Source organism: Nitrospira marina, assembly GCF_059568365.1.
Genome location: NZ_JCANTH010000001.1, coordinates 4,557,011 through 4,572,500, shown reverse-complemented (window position 1 = coordinate 4,572,500; position 15,490 = coordinate 4,557,011). Strand labels below are relative to the sequence as shown.

Below are 15,490 nucleotides of genomic sequence, written 5' to 3'. Positions count from 1 at the left end.
TCATCCCGAAGTGGAATCATGGCTGCACCCTCAAGAAGATTCTCTTTAAATCATCAGAACCGACAAGAGGCGGGAGAAAAATCAGGCAGACCCAAAACGGGGTTAAGAAGATTCTGAGAATCTCCGTCTAAAGCGATAGAGAACCCGGCAGCATGGGTATGTCCGCCTCCACCATATTTGGCCGCAATATCAGCCACGGAAATCCCTCCGGCTTTTGACCGAAGGGAAAAATACCGGCGGCCATCTTTTTGATGCCAAATGAGACAAAATGGATGCTTCTCAGAAAGATGCTCCCCTATTTGACTGGTTAACACGGCTGAATGAACAGCCGGAACCATATGTCCAGCGAACGACACCATGGTGACTTCGGTTGCCATCTTTTCGACCAATGCCTTTTCGGATCGTAAAATACCTGTCCCCTCAACCCTTAATGTTTCAAATTGAAGGGTTTCCCAACGTTCAAATCCAAAAGGGTATGACGCCAGCGCCGCACTAATTTCACGACTACCGGGAAGTTGCCAATGCCACAAATCCTTATCCTGCACATACTGGAGGAGCCAGGGAACCGGTTGCGTGTGGGCCCATTCCCATGCCAGGACCGCGCCACTTCGGTTCATATCGAAATATGCAAAAGGCAAATCCTTCAGAGAATCCTGTGCGGTAATATGATGATCTAAAATATAAAGACTGGCCACTTGATCTGCCAACTCCAATATGGTTTCGCGGTGATAGCTAAAGTCAACCATCACCACATGTTGGTTTTGCAATCCACCCGGAGGCGGATTCCCATGCTTAACCGCAACATAGCGAGCCTGCGGAAATCGTTTCCAGAGAGCCCACGCTGCGCCAAATCCATCCATACAATCGGCGTGATACAACACCACGTCAGGAGGATTCTGGTTAGGCAATTCATCAAATTTTGTCATTGTTTTTGTCATTATCATCTCGCCTCTCGGGCTGAGCTTATCAGCTTTCAATAAATCCGGACAAACCCTCAATGCATTTTCCTAAATGCCTATATGACTAATGCTCGAGCATTGAGCCAATCAATGCATTGCCGAAGACGACCCAACTCTTTCCAATTAAAATGTAACATCAGACGTGGCAGGTGGGAAATGTGGGGTTCATCCCATTCCTCTGGCAACGCCTCAACTTGCTGAAACTGCCCATCGACCAAGAGGTCCGAAAATTCCTGGTTCAACTGGACCATCTCCGACTGGGAGAGCTGTTGATGAATACGGATAACCATCGAATCTTTCACAATTCGTAGAGAATGATACACACGGAAAAATTGCTGAATTTCCTGAACCGCTTCCTCTGCAGAACACACGACTTTGAAGAGTGCTAAATCGGATCGATTAATAAATCTACGAGACAAGAGTTGCTGCTCAAAAAAATCCATCAATCGTTTCCAATAATCGCCCCCAGGGGACTCAATACACACGACGGGAATCGGGTGCGTTTTCCCCGTTTGAATCAGCGTTAACACCTCAAACGCCTCATCTAACGTCCCAAATCCTCCAGGGAAAAGGGCGACGGCATGGCTTTCCTTCACCAGCAATAATTTACGAGTAAAAAAATACTTAAGATGTACAAGTTTTTTATCATCCGCAATCATCGCATTCGGGGCTTGCTCAAAAGGCAGCATAATATTCACCCCAAAACTTCTTTCCCGACCAGCCCCTTCATTCCCGGCTAGCATTATCCCGGGCCCACCCCCCGTGATCACCATAAAGCCACGTTGACTGAGGAGTTTCCCAAGTTGGGAAGCCAGCGTATAGTTGGGATCATCCCCTGGGGTCCGGGCTGAACCAAAAATACTGACTTTCTTCACCTCGCGATATTGCCGAAATACCCGAAAGGAGTGGCGAAGCTCTTTTAAAGCTCGATGAAGAATTTTGACATCGATGACATCCGTATCCAAATCACGAAGCCCGACGACACTGCCGACCATTTCTTTTAATAGGGCCGTTCGCACATCCGTCTCAGGTCCTGTCCAAAGAGATTTGATTTCGCGTACAATCTCATCTTCCAACACAATTTTTTTTGTAGAATATTTTGTATCAGACGGCGCTTCTAAAGTTATATTTTTACGTAATGACATCTAATACCCTCCAAATTCATCAACGACAAAAACAAATTATGTGCCAACTGGGCTTTTCCAGAAGCTTCCTGTCAATTGTCGGTCCGCTGTGTCAGGATTAAAGGTGTAAGATTTAAAGGAACACCTAGACGTTTTCGGTAAAATAAACTCGAAACTCAAGCACCCGATTTCATTCCATATCTCATGAGTCACTACCCTCAGACCGAATCCACACTATGGCGGGCCCTCCCTCAACCAATTATTGGATTGGCCCCCATGGATGGCGTCACTGATTCGGCTTTCCGCCATATAGTGGCAATTCATGGGAAACCTGATGTGGTCTTTACGGAATTTACCAACGTCCATGACATCTGTTCCGGGAGACTCAAGGCCCTCGACAGCCTGCGATACTCGGAAGCAGAACGCCCCGTCATTGCCCAAATCTATGGGAAGGAACCTGCTTTATTTTACCAAGCGGCCCATGTGGTCTGTGAGTTGGGTTTTGATGGGTTGGATATCAATATGGGGTGCCCCTCGAAAAACGTGGCTTCCTCGGGAAGTGGCGCCGGATTAATTCGCACTCCAAATTTGGCGCTGGAACTGATAGAGATGGCACGAAAAGGCATTCAGGATTGGACGGCCGGCCAGCCTCTGACTCAAATCGGAATGAAGCCCAAGGCATTAGAAGCCATTGGCCAGCTCCAGAGCGAGCTTTACCACTCCCCAATTCGCAAAGCCATTCCGTTATCCGTCAAAACCCGCATTGGCTTCGACCGGAACATGATCGAAGAATGGAGCGCCTGTCTTATCCAGGGACGCCCAGAGGTCATCTCCATTCACGGCCGCACGCTATCGCAAATGTACCGGGGACAATCCGATTGGGAAGCGATCGCCCTAGCCGCAAACCGAATCCAGCCGCATGGCATTCTTGTCCTGGGCAATGGCGATATTCAGAGTTTGGAAGAATCAGCTGCCCGCATTCGGGAATCAGGCGTTAACGGCGTGTTGATTGGCCGGGGCTCACTCGGCAATCCATGGGTCTTTCAGGGGATTCAACAGATACGAGAAATGTTGCAGACGGGACAATTTTGTATTCCACCGCAGCATGTTCCAAGCCTGGAAGAAAAATTCAGGATCATGATCCAACATGCCTCCTTGTTTGAACGAGTCCATGGGCCTGATCGTTTCGTGCGCATGCGCAAACACTTAGGCTGGTATTGTTCGGGCTTTCCCTATGCTGCGGCGATGCGCGCACAACTCGTTCGTACTCATTCGACGACAGATGTGATCAATTTGGTCAACCAGTACCAAGATCGTGCCCTAGACAACCAGAACATGGAAACACCAGCCACCATCACCGCCTCCTAAATGCCCGATCCTCACCTCATCCTGGCATCCTCGTCCCCTCGTCGCAAAGAACTGATGACCCTCTTGGGGCTTCCCTTTGAGATCATTTCGCCTGCAATCAATGAAGAAGTCCTTGGCCAAGAGTCACCCGCCAATCATGTACGACGCCTTGCCCTTGAAAAAGCCGAATCCGTGGCGAGTCACTATCCCGACTGCCTCGTCATCGGCAGCGATACTGTTATTGAATTAGATGGCCAGATCCTTGGCAAACCGGCAGACCTAGAAGATGCCCACCACATGCTGACGGGCTTACGCAGCCGATGTCATCTCGTCCATACCGGTTTGGCCTTGGTAAAAAAGGCTAAGGAGCTGAGGGAAACGTATGTAGAAACCGTCAAAGTCTGGGTCAAGGACTTTTCAAATGCCGACTTGCAGGCCTACCTGAAGACTCAGGATAGCCTGGGGAAAGCCGGGGCCTATTCCATTCAAGGAAAAGGAGCGCACCTTATTGGAAAAATTGACGGGGATTACCCCACGGTCGTGGGATTGCCACTTGGAAAGCTCGCTAAACTTCTGGAGCAGGCTGGAGTTGAACTTCCCGTGAAGGCAGAAGCCATTTACCGAACAAAACCGTACGCGAATTGGAAGGATTTCTCATAGCGGGGTTTCGTCTCCGCACAAACTATATTGAGATTCTAGGAGAAAAATGTCGAGAAAGCCGCAAACGTTGTTGGGGTAGAAGATAGAGAAATAAAAAAGGCGGGACTCTGTGAGTCCCGCCTTTTTCATAAACCGTTTTTGAATTTGGACTACATAAATTTCATAAATTTTTCTTTGGCCTCCTCCATCACCTGGGCCGTAATTTCCGACTGACCCCGCTCCTTGACCAGGCGTTCGATTTCCCGCCGTGCCATGGGGCGAATAAAGTCGGGAATATTATCCAACCGTTGTTGCGCCTCCGGTGTCCACTTTATCCCTTCCGTAGAGGCATTCTTGGAATCATCCATCACCTGAAGGGTCACGGTGGTAAAACCGTTCTTCCGGGCATAGGTCTCTACGCTGCTTTTGACCATCGGCTGCACAAAAGATGGCAGTTTGGCCAGTTTTTCCTGAGCATCCGGCGTCCAAAGCAATTGTTCCACAGCCTGAGGGGCTTGAGTTTCTGCGGCACCCGTTGAGCCCAAACCCATTTGAGCAACCATGGCCGAAAAGGGACATCCTCCGCCTTCCGAAGTGGTCCCTGGTGCACTGGCAGTAGCTGGCGCACCCGAGGCCGCTGGAGCTGCAGCCGGTTGGCCGCTCTGAATTTTCTCATTCAAATAGGCGGCCATCTGTCCCTTGCCCGCCGAAACATTGTCCTCCAGCCCGCCCCGGGTCATTTCCAAGGGTTTGGGCACTTCGGTTCTCCCCCCCAACTGGACGCCTAAAGAAGAGACCATCTGGGTTTCGCCGGGATTGGTCACCATCGAAAACCGCGATTGGCAGGAGGGGCATTCAAAAAAGACACCTAGAGAGCCTTCAGCCGGTTTTTCGACTTTTTCAAAAGTCATATAGGTTTCGCATTTGAGACAAACAAATTTCATATCGCTTCCCTTCTGAACGTCGGCGAAGGCCAACGATCGCTTCAAGACGTTACACTTTCCCGTCTAAAACATGTTGATAATCCAACAATGTATGAACTTTTTTGGCAATGTCCTGATATTTCGCCGCAGTGGGATTGTCTCCATCCAGGGTCGGTTCCCCCTTATCAAAAGTGCGGGCAAAATTGCGATCAAAGGGAATGCGTCCTAAAAGGGGCAAACCCAATGCCTCACACATGGAATCGGTATCCCCCTCAAACAAGGGGCTTTCTTCCCCGCAGGATGGACAGCGGTACTGGCTCATATTTTCGACCACCCCCAATATCTCAATACCCAGTTCCTGAGCATAGGCAATGGATTTTTGGACAACATTCGAAGCCACCTCGGATGGCGTCGTCACCACCACCGCCCCCGCTAAATCAGGAATAAGTCCCGCAAGGAGGGGTGGCTTATCGGCTGCCGCCCCCGGGGGCAGGTCGGCCAGCAAATAGTCCAATTCCCCCCACACCATGTCGGAGAGAAACTCCCGAATCACATTCATTTCGGTCATGCCCAACCAAACCGGGCTGAGGTCCATGGGACCTTTCCACCGCACCGGGGCGTTTTCTTGAAGGAGAAAATCCATCGACGCGACTTTGATATCTAATGGACCAGTCGGCGGCACCGCCCCTTCCGGGGTATCCAATAATCCCTTCCCACGCATCCCCAGCATTTGAGGAACACAGGGCCCATTAATATCCACATCCAGTAATCCCACCCGTTGACCCATTCGCGCGAAGGCCAACGCCAGATTCACGGTGGTCATACTTTTCCCCACCCCGCCTTTACCGCTCATTACTACCACCTTGCGGCGAATACCCTTCATACGGGCCATGACCAGTTTGGTCTGGGCCGAAATCTGCTCCACCACCTTGGCGTCGTCAGAATAATGAAGTTTATTCAGAATCGTTTTCAGGTCATTTTGTTGACTCATTGTCTGCACCTAACTGTGAAAGGCAATAGGTAGAAACCAGAAACCACGGTACCACAGCATTTTTTCCAGCGTCAAACCAATCAAAAAACCAACTCCCTGAATTCCAGTAAGCCTAAATGGCGCAAAAAGAGGCTCATTTCGGTGGGGAACGAAAAATGCCCGGGAAGAAGGATCCGTTCGAAAATTGTTTAGGAAAAATCTTGAAGAAGGGTCACGCCAAGATATCGCAATCGACTGAAATAATCACGGGTTGATTCAGATAATTCCGGGACAATACTTTCCAGATCAGCAAGGCAATCCCGTAAGATTTCAATTCGTGGTTCATCAAGGTGATGCTCCTCAAAGTAATAGGTCAAACATCCACCAATGACCGTATCTAACGTCATGAGTTGCCCTTCATGACTTCCCAACCCGTCTGGCCAACCGGTAGATTGATGAACCTGCCAGGTTTCGCACAATTTCTCACGGTCAAAATCCGTCATATACCCTCATTGTCATCGTGCTTTTGGCAAAGCTGGATCAGATTGTCCCCGCCATTCCACTCACCTACAGTCCTTTTCCCCAGCCCAACGCATCTAATAGCAAGACAGAAAGGGCACATAACCCCACCCCCCAGATGCGATAATCGACCACATCCCGTTCCAAACACCATTTAACGATCCGCAACCGCCAACGATCTGGTCCGGCATACAAGAAAACGCCCTTTGCGACCATACTCAGGCCCACGACCATCCAAAGAGGTTGGTAGGGCAATCCTCTGGTTCCGAATAACAAAACAAGGCCTAATAAGGCTGCAACGCCACCCCATTTTATAAACCCTGGAGCCACAATCAGCGACTGTCGCAGCGTAGCAATCATCCGTTCCGGCGCAACTAACAAGGCCACACCATCGGCCATCCACAACCCTGCAATAAAGAAAAGAAAAATGACCACCATGGTTCAACCAAGCAGGAAAAAGGCAATTTTTTATGCGAAACGATTCTTTAAAATTGCGCTTGAGAGACATTGGCAAGGCGCTATGGCTCACTTACAAATACCGATGACCGGTTACCTCCCCTGATGCGTCCAATTCATACCATAATGGTGCACCCGTCGGAATATTCAATTCAAGCACAGCTTCCTTGGACAAATGCTCTAATTGCATAACCAAGGACCGCAAACTATTGCCATGGGCCACGACTAAGACCGTCTTATCTGCCAATAGGGCCGGCCGGATTCGATTTGCATAATAGGGAAGAACTCGTTCGGCAGTAGCCTTCAAGCTTTCACCCCCGGGGGGAGGCACATCAAAACTCCTCCGCCAAATTTTGACCTGGTGGTCGCCATATTTTTGTGCCGTTTCGGTTTTATTAAGCCCCTGCAGTTCTCCATACATCCGCTCATTCAGCGCTTTGTTTTCCTCGATGGGAATCGTCGTCTGTCCAATTTCCTCCAGAACCAATCGTAGGGTTTCCTTGGCGCGCACCAACACTGAAGTAAATGCACAATCAAATCGAAAGGCCTGAAGTTTCTTACCCGCATCGCGAGCTTCTTGCTCCCCCTTCGGAGTTAATGGGACATCGACCCAGCCCGTAAAACGGTTTTCCAGATTCCATTGAGATTCACCATGACGAATTAACACCAACTGAGCCATCTAGTTCTCCTCCCTCGCTCCCTTTCGTGGTTGCCTCTTCAACATTGTTAGGTGACCTATTCTTGCTTGCATTGCTTCGCAACGAATCGTACCATAACCAGGAATTTTTTACCTTTTTTCGAAACGATATGGCCTCTGACGAGCATAAATGGGAACAATTCGCACACTGGTGGACCGCTTTGGCTGGCCGACACGGCGTCGCAGATCGAACAGAACAGTTTTTCCGCCAAGGTCTTGGGCCGCAAAACGCCTTGGACCGGGCAGCTCAGGAAGGCGGTGATCTGGACTATATTCTATTTACACTCATCAGGCATTGGATTCCTGCGGTCCTTCCCCCCGCAGGACAGGAACGAACTGCAAAAAATGATTCCGACTATTGGTTGGAGTCGGAACGTATCCTCAAGGCTGCAGTTGGTCGCCTCAGAGAACTCAAGCCCGTCATTGATATGCTCACGACACCTAGTCCGCTTGATAGGCCCGCTGACTCCCCTCGATCAGAAGTTGAGGTCGAATTGGCCAATATGTTAGAGGGCATTGCAGAAGTGGTCGGAGAGTATGGGGGCCCCGATTATACCTCAATCATTAAAAACTTTGACCCGATTCCCCTTCGTCAAACACAACCATTTAAACACAACAAAAAACACAGTGCGGAATTGTGGGTAGTCTTTTTATTACGGGAACATTTTCGAAATTTGGGTTTGGGAAAAGATCGAGCTTGGAAGCTCATCGCCCAGGTTGTTGATGCCGCAAATATTTTTCAGGCAGACGATCAGCCCTCCACACCTGAAGCCCTTAAATCCTGGTGGACAAAAAATTGGCCCAGGACCTACACACTCTTGACGGAAAAGGGCCAACAAGGGGACGCTAAATCAACCGCCTATCAATCTGATTATGAATGGTTTCAAGCGTGGTTCAATTGGCAGACCGCCTCAAACGAACCCCAGATCCCTTCAGCCAGCAAGTATCCCAATTCTCTCTCTTAAAAGAATTTTTGAGAAGGACGTCCTTCCGTTCCCCCAAGAGGTTCCTGCACCGGAGGCCCTTGAACAATCGCCGCAGCCAATAGGCCAAGCATCAACACATGCAGAACCACCCCTAACCAGAGGACGTAAGGTTGCACTCCACCCTCTTCCTGAATCAGGTGAGCACGACTCTTATCATCAAGACTGGGCATTGCCATAATTCTCTGTACCTTGTCTTTCACGTGCCAGTAATACAAGTAATTCGCGCTGGCTCCTGCCAATATTCTCGATACAATTCCCACCATCACATCCCCAGTCATAAATATGGCGAGAGCCGGGGCAACAGCGTATAACAACGCAAATAGGTACATTTTGCGATATAAAAACCAAAGAAACGAATCAAACAACGCGGCGGGCCAGTTCCAACTTAGGACGAATCGTGGACCTTGAGGGGTCTCAATATTTTCAAATTTTTCCTTGTAATACAAAAAAGCCGAGCGCCACACCCACCCGGTCTTGACTGAAAATTGAATGGATTTACTTGGACCGATGAACGTTTCCCATAATTGGGATTGAGTGGGAGGAGTCCTGGTCCCGAGTCCCTCAGGATTGGACTCTGCCGCAGTTTCTAAGGAAGGTGAACCAAGCGCTTGTCCACACTGCAAACAAAAGTTCGCTGTATCGGGATTCTCTTGTGAACAGGAAGGACAAGGGCGCATAGTGGTCGTTTATAGCATCCCAACTACACCCGCACAAGTTCTGCCGGGTAGCAGAAGATCACTCGATAGCATCTGAATTCTCCTCACCCATCATCAAGACTTAGCATTGAACATTTCGACCCATTCGCACTTTTTGATCAAGCATGTCATACACCATACGCTTGAGATTGCGAAGGGGCATTTCTGGATAATCGACCTCATGTATGCTCCAGGATAATCCACAATTGTGGCACTGCGCTGGAACATATGAAATCTGAGCGGGAACCCTCCCCACCAATCGCTTCAAACACCACCGACAAAATGGCCCCTGCACCATGGATTGGACTTGATCATCCTCTACAACTTCGTTCGGCACCACTCCCATTTGAAACCAAATTGAATCGCTAAGAGTAAAACGAAGGCCTTTCCATGTGATCGATCTGGGTCGAGGGACGGACCCGTCCATGTCAGGAACTGAATCCTCAAAGGGTGCAAGGGCATCAACTGAAAGCTCTCCTTTATGAAAATATCTTTGAAAGTGCTGGAAGTATTCGCCGGTTTTGAACCCCAAAACCTTCCTGAATTGGACCTGCTGCTCCAGACGAAAAAATTTAGCTTGAATGGTCTTCAGCTCTCTGACGTCCACCACTCCTAATCCCCCTCGAATACGATCAGAAAGTTCTTTCAGTATCTGGAGAAATGAACCATGTGTTTTCCGTAATACCCATAGTTGATAGCTCAGAAGCACAACGACCATCCATAATAGAATTAAGATCAATTCCATATCACCTCACCACGTGTCTAATTCTTGCGATGTCCACCATTGTAATATTTTTGAGTATCCTTCGGTTCATGTTTCATGGCCACAGGGCCATAGGATTTGTATACCATAATTAGGTTTCCTTGATGTCTTCAGGCCCTCATTTTGGACTGGACCCTTGGTGTCATTTTCGCTAAGGTTTCATCGTGCCCTATAGACCATTGTTCCCTTTTAACGCATTTTTTATTTTCTGTTGTCTTTTCTTGGCATTTCTCCATGGCAGCGATTGAAGATAGTCCCTTAAAGCCTCCTCTCAACGAGGTTGAAGAGGACCGGGCACTTCTTCTCCACACACATAGGAACTGGAGACGCTCCCTGCAGGCTGGAATCAGAGAAAAAGGACAATCTGAAGACGCCCAGTCTACCCACACCGCTTTACCAAGTTCTCAAGATTTTTTTCAGATTGACCTCCGCGAGGCCGATTTCCGCCATCAGGATCTTCGGAATGCCAATTTTCAAGAAGCCTACCTCCCTGGGGCAAATTTTGAGGGAGCGAACCTGCGTGGCGCAAATTTTCAAGGAGCGAATCTGCGAAGCGTCCGTTTCAGAGGTGCCCAATTAGCCTGGGCCAATTTTTCACAAGCCGATCTTATATGGGCGGATTTCCAACAAGCGGAACTTCAAGGAACCGACTTCCAACATGCCACGCTTCGCGGCGCTACCTTCGTTCGTGCACAAATTCGGGGGGGGAGTTTTTTTTCCTCGGACTGCTCTTGGGCTGATTTTCGGGACACTGACCTGCATGAGAGTGATTTTCAGCAGGCCAATCTCAATGGAACGACCTTCATCAATGCCAAGACTACCGGCGCAAATTTCCAAAGTAGTCTTGGGTTTTACAATTCTCCAATGACGGATTCTTCACCACCCTCTGGGGATCCTCTTTTCCCTTAAGAGGCATTCAAATTATTGTTCCATTCGGAAATCAGTCGCCTACTTTGTTCGACATCCCACGTTCACGAAAAGTATCAGTCCTGCTAATCTAAGGGTGGACCGGATGGTTGAAAAAAATTACGCAAGACCACATTCCGTTGGGGTTCACGCAATTTGGCCAAGGCCCGTTCCTCAATTTGTCGAATGCGTTCTCGGGTCACAGAGAATTCAAGGCCGATCTCTTCAAGAGTAGCATCTTCAAGCTCTCCAATACCAAAGCGTCGCCGAATAATATGTGCCTCCCGAGGCGTTAAAGTCCTTAACAAGGAAGTCACTTTTTCCTGGAGATCCACCCGTTCCGCAGAATAACATGGAGAAACGGCTGTAGGATCTTGCAAGAGATCAGAGAGCGGCGAACCATCTTCATCGCCCATGGGAGTTTCGAGCGACAGAGTCCCTTTTGTCGCTTCCAACATCGTGGACAATTTATCCAATGGGATATCCACGGCGCCGCTGAGCTCCTCCAATTTCGGTTCACGCCCCAATTGCACCGCTAAACGATCCAGCGTTCGTCGCACTCGAGTCAGCACATCACACACGTGCACCGGAATCCGCACGGTTCTGGATTGATCGGCCAATGCCCTCGTTACCGCCTGCCGAATCCACCACGTCGCATAGGTGCTGAACTTATAGCCTCGTTGATACTCAAAACGGTCCACTGCCCGCATTAGGCCGATATTGCCTTCCTGAATGAGGTCCAGTAAATCGAGGCCTCGATTCACATAACGCTTGGCAACACTAACCACCAGGCGTAAGTTTGCCTCCAGCATCGCTTCCTTGGCGAAGTGCAGGCGAATTTTAGCTTGATCCAAGCGCCGAACCCGTGCGAGGAATTCTGAAAAGCACAGGCGCAAAACTTCTTGCTCCAAATATACGAGGTGTTCTCCAGCTTCCAGGGTGGAGCGATGGGAACTTGAGATTACCTCCACTCCAGGGGTTGTGGCGGGTAAAGAATTGCGACCCGCCTTACGTGTTCGCTCATCTCCATTTAAAATATCTTGAGAGGATATTCCTAATCGTTTCAATACTTCAGTAAGTTGGCGTTCCGTTGCCCGTATGCGACTTTCCACCTGTTTGGTAAATGCAGGATGCCAATTCACTCCTTCAAGACTTTGCCATAATTTTTTTCGGGCTTTCATCGAGGCCGAAGCGCCTTGTTTGCATGCGAATGCATTTCCCTTGGCTATCATGAATTGAACACAATGACAAAGTTGGCTCAGTTGCTGTATTACCCGTTGACGAAAGTCTTCATCCTCTTGCTGTTCGGTTTGAATATCCGGAATGTCAGGTTCTTCCTCCGATTCATTCTCCACATCACCTTCTTTTTCCTTTTGAACAATATGTTTGGCCAGGATTTCGCCATTTAACAACCGGATGCGTTGTTCTTGAAGATAGTCCAAGGTCATAGGGAGTGAGTATAGAATCTCCAACATATTTCGCCGGGCTTCCTCAATTTTTTTGCACAGACGAACTTCGCCTTCCCGGTCAAGTAATGACACTTGCCCTATTTCCTTTAGGTATAGGGGAAGTTGCTTGTCACTCATCCCTGACGAACGGTCCACTTCAGGAGAGCCGCCGCCGGACAAGACAGGATGACGGTCCTGTTTTTTGACTCGTTTAATGGAACCATTCCAGGAAGGCTTCTGCTCCGATACCGATGGGCTCATAGCTGGTCTCCCTTCAATTGAACGTTCTCAGGTCATCTGACCATCTGGTTAAGAGGCATTGGTACCCGGTGAACCCTGTTGGTCACCTGCTATGAATCAGCAAAGTGAGTGCCACTGAAAAAGCTTTGTCTCATATTGCACATTGATGATCGTTAATAGTGGCTCCTCTTCAATGATAAGGGAACATAGTACCTCCAAGAAGAAACGCCATATTGAAAACGTCGAAGCCGTTTACGACCTCTGAGAAACATCATGACATAGAATGGTCAGTATCAACGTTTTACTCGATTTTTCCTGTAATGTTATGGCAAGGAAACTGACAAAACATTCAACAGCCTTCTCCAAGTCTTTACCATAAAAGTCGAAAAAGGCCTGAATTTTGTCCCCACTCACAGGTCTTCAAAGAAGTGGGGACGAGGAAAGAGATTCTTGGCTTGGGTATGGGATTTTGTTACAGTCCGCGCGGTTTATCTGTGAAATAGTTGAAGTTATTCCACATTACTGACCGATCTTACGTTCCAACAATCGGATTGAAGTGGACGGGCCCGATATAATTCTTAAAAGAAAAGCCTTTGGCATGAGAGGAAAAACGATGCGATTGTCCATCTGGGTAATTCTATGCCTCGCGGTAGGACTTGGTGGGTGTGCGGGAAAGTCCAAATCCACGAAGACCCAGGATGGAGTGGAAACCGGACCTGACATTCAGATCGCTGAATTTGAGGACGGACTCAACGCTGAAGGCGAAGAGAATGATAATGAATTTTTTGATCCATTTGACGAATCTGGTGATTCCCAGAACAAGGACTATGATCCGTTTGAACCTGTTAATTCTGCCGTTTTTGAATTTAATTACCGGTTGGACAAATACGTGGTGAAGCCGGTTGCCAAAGTTTACAATATTTTTATCCCCCCCGATGTCCAGCAAAGCTTCTCAAATGTGTTTCAGAATATTCGATTTGTCCCGAGATTATTGAACAACATTTTTCAAGCAAAATTTCAGGGAGCTGGCATTGAGCTGAGCCGATTCCTTATTAATTCGACACTTGGGGTCGGGGGATTGTTTGATCCGGCTGGAATTATGTTCGAGTTAGAGACTCCGCAAGAGGATCTTGGGCAAACCTTAGGAACCTATGGCGTCCCACCTGGACCGTTCCTCATGATTCCGCTCCTTGGCCCCTTCACCTTACGAGATGGCATTGGATTCATCGGCGATTCTTTTCTTGACCCTTTTAACTGGCTAGTCCTTCCTTTTATTGAAATCGCTGACGCTCCGCGGCTGGTCCAACACGATATGACCGTCACACTTTCGCGGCTTGGAATGGTCGCCGGCGAAACGGTGAATCTCCGTGCACTCACGCTGGAAAAATTTCAAGGCGTTGAGGAAGGCACGCTCGATTTGTATGGTGCCGTCCGGAATGGGTATCTCCAGCAACGGCTGAAAGCCATTCAGGAATAGTCCCCTCGCCCATCATCTTGGTCCTCGCAGCAGCAACCACTTTAAGAGTTTATAGACTCTTGAATTTTCTTTTCCTCCGCTAACTTCCATCCATAGCCCCGACACCTTTTCTCTCCAAGACAGGAGAGGAAAAAACGGGTATCATACCCAGAGAAGAACCGGTTTCTTCGCGATTAAATTTTTCATTATGCACAACCAGCAGAATGCGCAACTACCGCCCTCCAGTCATCCCCCAACTGGTCGATTCTTGTTGACCACCGCTGCATTTATCATAGTTGTGGCTGGCATGCGGGCTGCAGAGCCCATCCTGGTCCCTCTTATTGTCTCAATATTTCTTGCCATTATAAGTGCATCACCAGTCTTTTGGCTTCGACAAAAAGGCATACCCACGCCATTGGCGGTGTTCGGTGTCGTCCTAGGAGTGCTCAGTGTGGGGGTTGTGTTTATTCTGATTATTGGGACATCCCTGGATGACTTCTCTGAAGCCATCCCACGCTACCAAGCTCGACTGACCCAAGAAATCGAGCCCATGATCCATTGGATTCAGGAGTTGGGTTTTCAACTTGATAAAGGCATATTACTGAAATCCATCGATCCGGGTGCTTCAATGAGGCTCGTAGCCAAAATGTTGTCCGGACTGGGAAACGTGCTCACGAATTCTTTTTTAATTTTCCTCACCGTCATTTTCATTTTGTTTGAGGCATCCAGTTTCCAAGAGAAAGTAGGAACCGCCTTCGGAGATCCAAAAGGCACTTTCTCTCAGGCTCAAAAAATAACGGACGCCGTCAACAATTATTTAGCTATCAAAACCGTTGTCAGCCTTGGAACGGGTGTGATTGTCGCGTTGTGGGTGTGGGCCTTAGGGATTGATTTTCCCCTCATCTGGGGACTTCTGGCATTTTTGCTGAACTTTATTCCAAACCTCGGGTCTATCATTGCAGCAGTCCCGCCAATGCTATTGGGATACATTCAATTCGGCATTGGACACCTGTTGCTGGTAGCCGCGGGGTATGTAGCCGTCAACTTGATCTTCGGTAATGTAGTGGAACCCAAACTTATGGGGAGGAAGCTTAACCTTTCCACTCTTGTTGTCTTTCTCTCCTTAGTGTTTTGGGGATGGGTGTGGGGACCGGTTGGAATGTTGCTTTCTGTTCCCATGACCATGATGGTGAAAATTGCCTTGGAAAGCAGCCCCTCAACCCGTTGGATCAGCATCTTGTTGGATTCTGAGGCCTCCGCTGCCCAATCCGTAAACAATAATTCTCAGGAGCCTCAACCGGATGCTTCCTCTTCCGAGTCAAAACATGCCGGTTCGGTTTCTCTCCATACCTGAGCCATACA

Annotated in this window: 17 protein-coding genes (1 of these 17 only partly in view); 6 read left to right on the top strand and 11 right to left on the bottom strand. The window is 48.7% G+C overall.

All coding sequences use genetic code 11. From position 1 onward, the window contains the following. The 3 genes from LX98_RS19760 to LX98_RS19750 form a co-directional block, all read right to left on the bottom strand. Window positions 1-20 carry the beginning of a rhomboid family intramembrane serine protease gene (locus LX98_RS19760; RefSeq protein WP_496430472.1) on the bottom strand. The gene continues 697 nt to the left of window position 1, outside the view, so the window shows 20 of its 717 coding nt (coding positions 1-20); the start codon lies at window positions 18-20; its stop codon lies beyond the left edge, outside the window. A gap of 33 nt (window positions 21-53) precedes the next feature. After that, a complete protein-coding gene (locus LX98_RS19755) occupies window positions 54-938 on the bottom strand; it encodes a DHHA1 domain-containing protein (protein ID WP_496430471.1) in 885 nt (294 codons plus the stop codon). Window positions 939-1,015: 77 nt separating this feature from the next. Continuing rightward, window positions 1,016-2,104 carry a TIGR00730 family Rossman fold protein gene (locus LX98_RS19750; RefSeq protein WP_496430470.1) on the bottom strand — a complete coding sequence of 363 codons (1,089 nt, stop codon included), beginning with the start codon at window positions 2,102-2,104 and terminating at the stop codon, window positions 1,016-1,018. A 255-nt stretch (window positions 2,105-2,359) separates the two neighbouring features. On the opposite strand from LX98_RS19750, the gene LX98_RS19745 reads away from it, so the two are divergent. Together LX98_RS19745 and LX98_RS19740 are read left to right on the top strand one after the other, a co-directional pair. After that, on the top strand, window positions 2,360-3,451 hold the full coding sequence (locus tag LX98_RS19745) for a tRNA-dihydrouridine synthase (RefSeq protein ID WP_496430469.1): 1,092 nt from the start codon (window positions 2,360-2,362) through the stop codon (window positions 3,449-3,451). Then, the gene (locus LX98_RS19740) at window positions 3,452-4,090 is read left to right on the top strand and encodes a Maf family nucleotide pyrophosphatase (protein WP_496430468.1); all 639 of its coding nucleotides are present in this window, start codon (window positions 3,452-3,454) and stop codon (window positions 4,088-4,090) included. A 149-nt stretch (window positions 4,091-4,239) separates the two neighbouring features. On the opposite strand, the gene LX98_RS19735 is transcribed toward LX98_RS19740, so the two are convergent. The 5 genes from LX98_RS19735 to LX98_RS19715 form a co-directional block, all read right to left on the bottom strand. Continuing rightward, window positions 4,240-5,013: a PCP reductase family protein gene (locus LX98_RS19735; protein WP_496430467.1), complete on the bottom strand. Its 774-nt coding sequence runs from the start codon at window positions 5,011-5,013 to the stop codon at window positions 4,240-4,242. A 49-nt stretch (window positions 5,014-5,062) separates the two neighbouring features. Beyond that, the gene (locus LX98_RS19730; protein ID WP_496430466.1) at window positions 5,063-5,983 is read right to left on the bottom strand and encodes a P-loop NTPase; all 921 of its coding nucleotides are present in this window, start codon (window positions 5,981-5,983) and stop codon (window positions 5,063-5,065) included. Window positions 5,984-6,171: 188 nt separating this feature from the next. Further along, entirely contained in the window at window positions 6,172-6,465 is a 294-nt protein-coding gene (locus tag LX98_RS19725) for a hypothetical protein (RefSeq protein ID WP_312645354.1), read from the bottom strand. A 64-nt stretch (window positions 6,466-6,529) separates the two neighbouring features. Further along, window positions 6,530-6,919: a hypothetical protein gene (locus tag LX98_RS19720; RefSeq protein ID WP_496430465.1), complete on the bottom strand. Its 390-nt coding sequence runs from the start codon at window positions 6,917-6,919 to the stop codon at window positions 6,530-6,532. Between the two features lie 91 nt (window positions 6,920-7,010). Continuing rightward, entirely contained in the window at window positions 7,011-7,616 is a 606-nt protein-coding gene (locus tag LX98_RS19715; protein WP_496430464.1) for a 2,3-bisphosphoglycerate-dependent phosphoglycerate mutase, read from the bottom strand. 62 nt (window positions 7,617-7,678) lie between these two features. Here LX98_RS19715 and LX98_RS19710 point away from each other — a divergent pair, with 62 nt between their 5' ends. Then, entirely contained in the window at window positions 7,679-8,599 is a 921-nt protein-coding gene (locus LX98_RS19710; RefSeq protein ID WP_496430463.1) for a hypothetical protein, read from the top strand. Here the strand turns inward: LX98_RS19710 and LX98_RS19705 are convergent. Both LX98_RS19705 and LX98_RS19700 read right to left on the bottom strand, forming a co-directional pair. Further along, window positions 8,596-9,297 (bottom strand): DUF2628 domain-containing protein, encoded by a 702-nt coding sequence (locus LX98_RS19705; RefSeq protein WP_496430462.1) that lies wholly within the window; start codon window positions 9,295-9,297, stop codon window positions 8,596-8,598. The two genes, LX98_RS19710 and LX98_RS19705, sit on opposite strands and share 4 nt — an antisense overlap. Window positions 9,298-9,397: 100 nt before the next feature. Beyond that, window positions 9,398-10,060: a hypothetical protein gene (locus LX98_RS19700; protein ID WP_496430461.1), complete on the bottom strand. Its 663-nt coding sequence runs from the start codon at window positions 10,058-10,060 to the stop codon at window positions 9,398-9,400. Window positions 10,061-10,312: 252 nt separating this feature from the next. On the opposite strand from LX98_RS19700, the gene LX98_RS19695 reads away from it, so the two are divergent. Next, window positions 10,313-10,987 carry a pentapeptide repeat-containing protein gene (locus tag LX98_RS19695; RefSeq protein WP_496430460.1) on the top strand — a complete coding sequence of 225 codons (675 nt, stop codon included), beginning with the start codon at window positions 10,313-10,315 and terminating at the stop codon, window positions 10,985-10,987. Window positions 10,988-11,070: 83 nt separating this feature from the next. On the opposite strand, the gene LX98_RS19690 is transcribed toward LX98_RS19695, so the two are convergent. Continuing rightward, entirely contained in the window at window positions 11,071-12,693 is a 1,623-nt protein-coding gene (locus LX98_RS19690; protein WP_496430459.1) for a sigma-70 family RNA polymerase sigma factor, read from the bottom strand. A 592-nt stretch (window positions 12,694-13,285) separates the two neighbouring features. Between LX98_RS19690 and LX98_RS19685 the strand changes: the two genes are divergently transcribed. Together LX98_RS19685 and LX98_RS19680 are read left to right on the top strand one after the other, a co-directional pair. Beyond that, on the top strand, window positions 13,286-14,149 hold the full coding sequence (locus LX98_RS19685) for an MlaA family lipoprotein (protein ID WP_496430458.1): 864 nt from the start codon (window positions 13,286-13,288) through the stop codon (window positions 14,147-14,149). Between the two features lie 187 nt (window positions 14,150-14,336). Continuing rightward, window positions 14,337-15,482 (top strand): AI-2E family transporter, encoded by a 1,146-nt coding sequence (locus tag LX98_RS19680; RefSeq protein WP_496430457.1) that lies wholly within the window; start codon window positions 14,337-14,339, stop codon window positions 15,480-15,482. The last annotated feature ends 8 nt before the right edge of the window (window positions 15,483-15,490 follow it).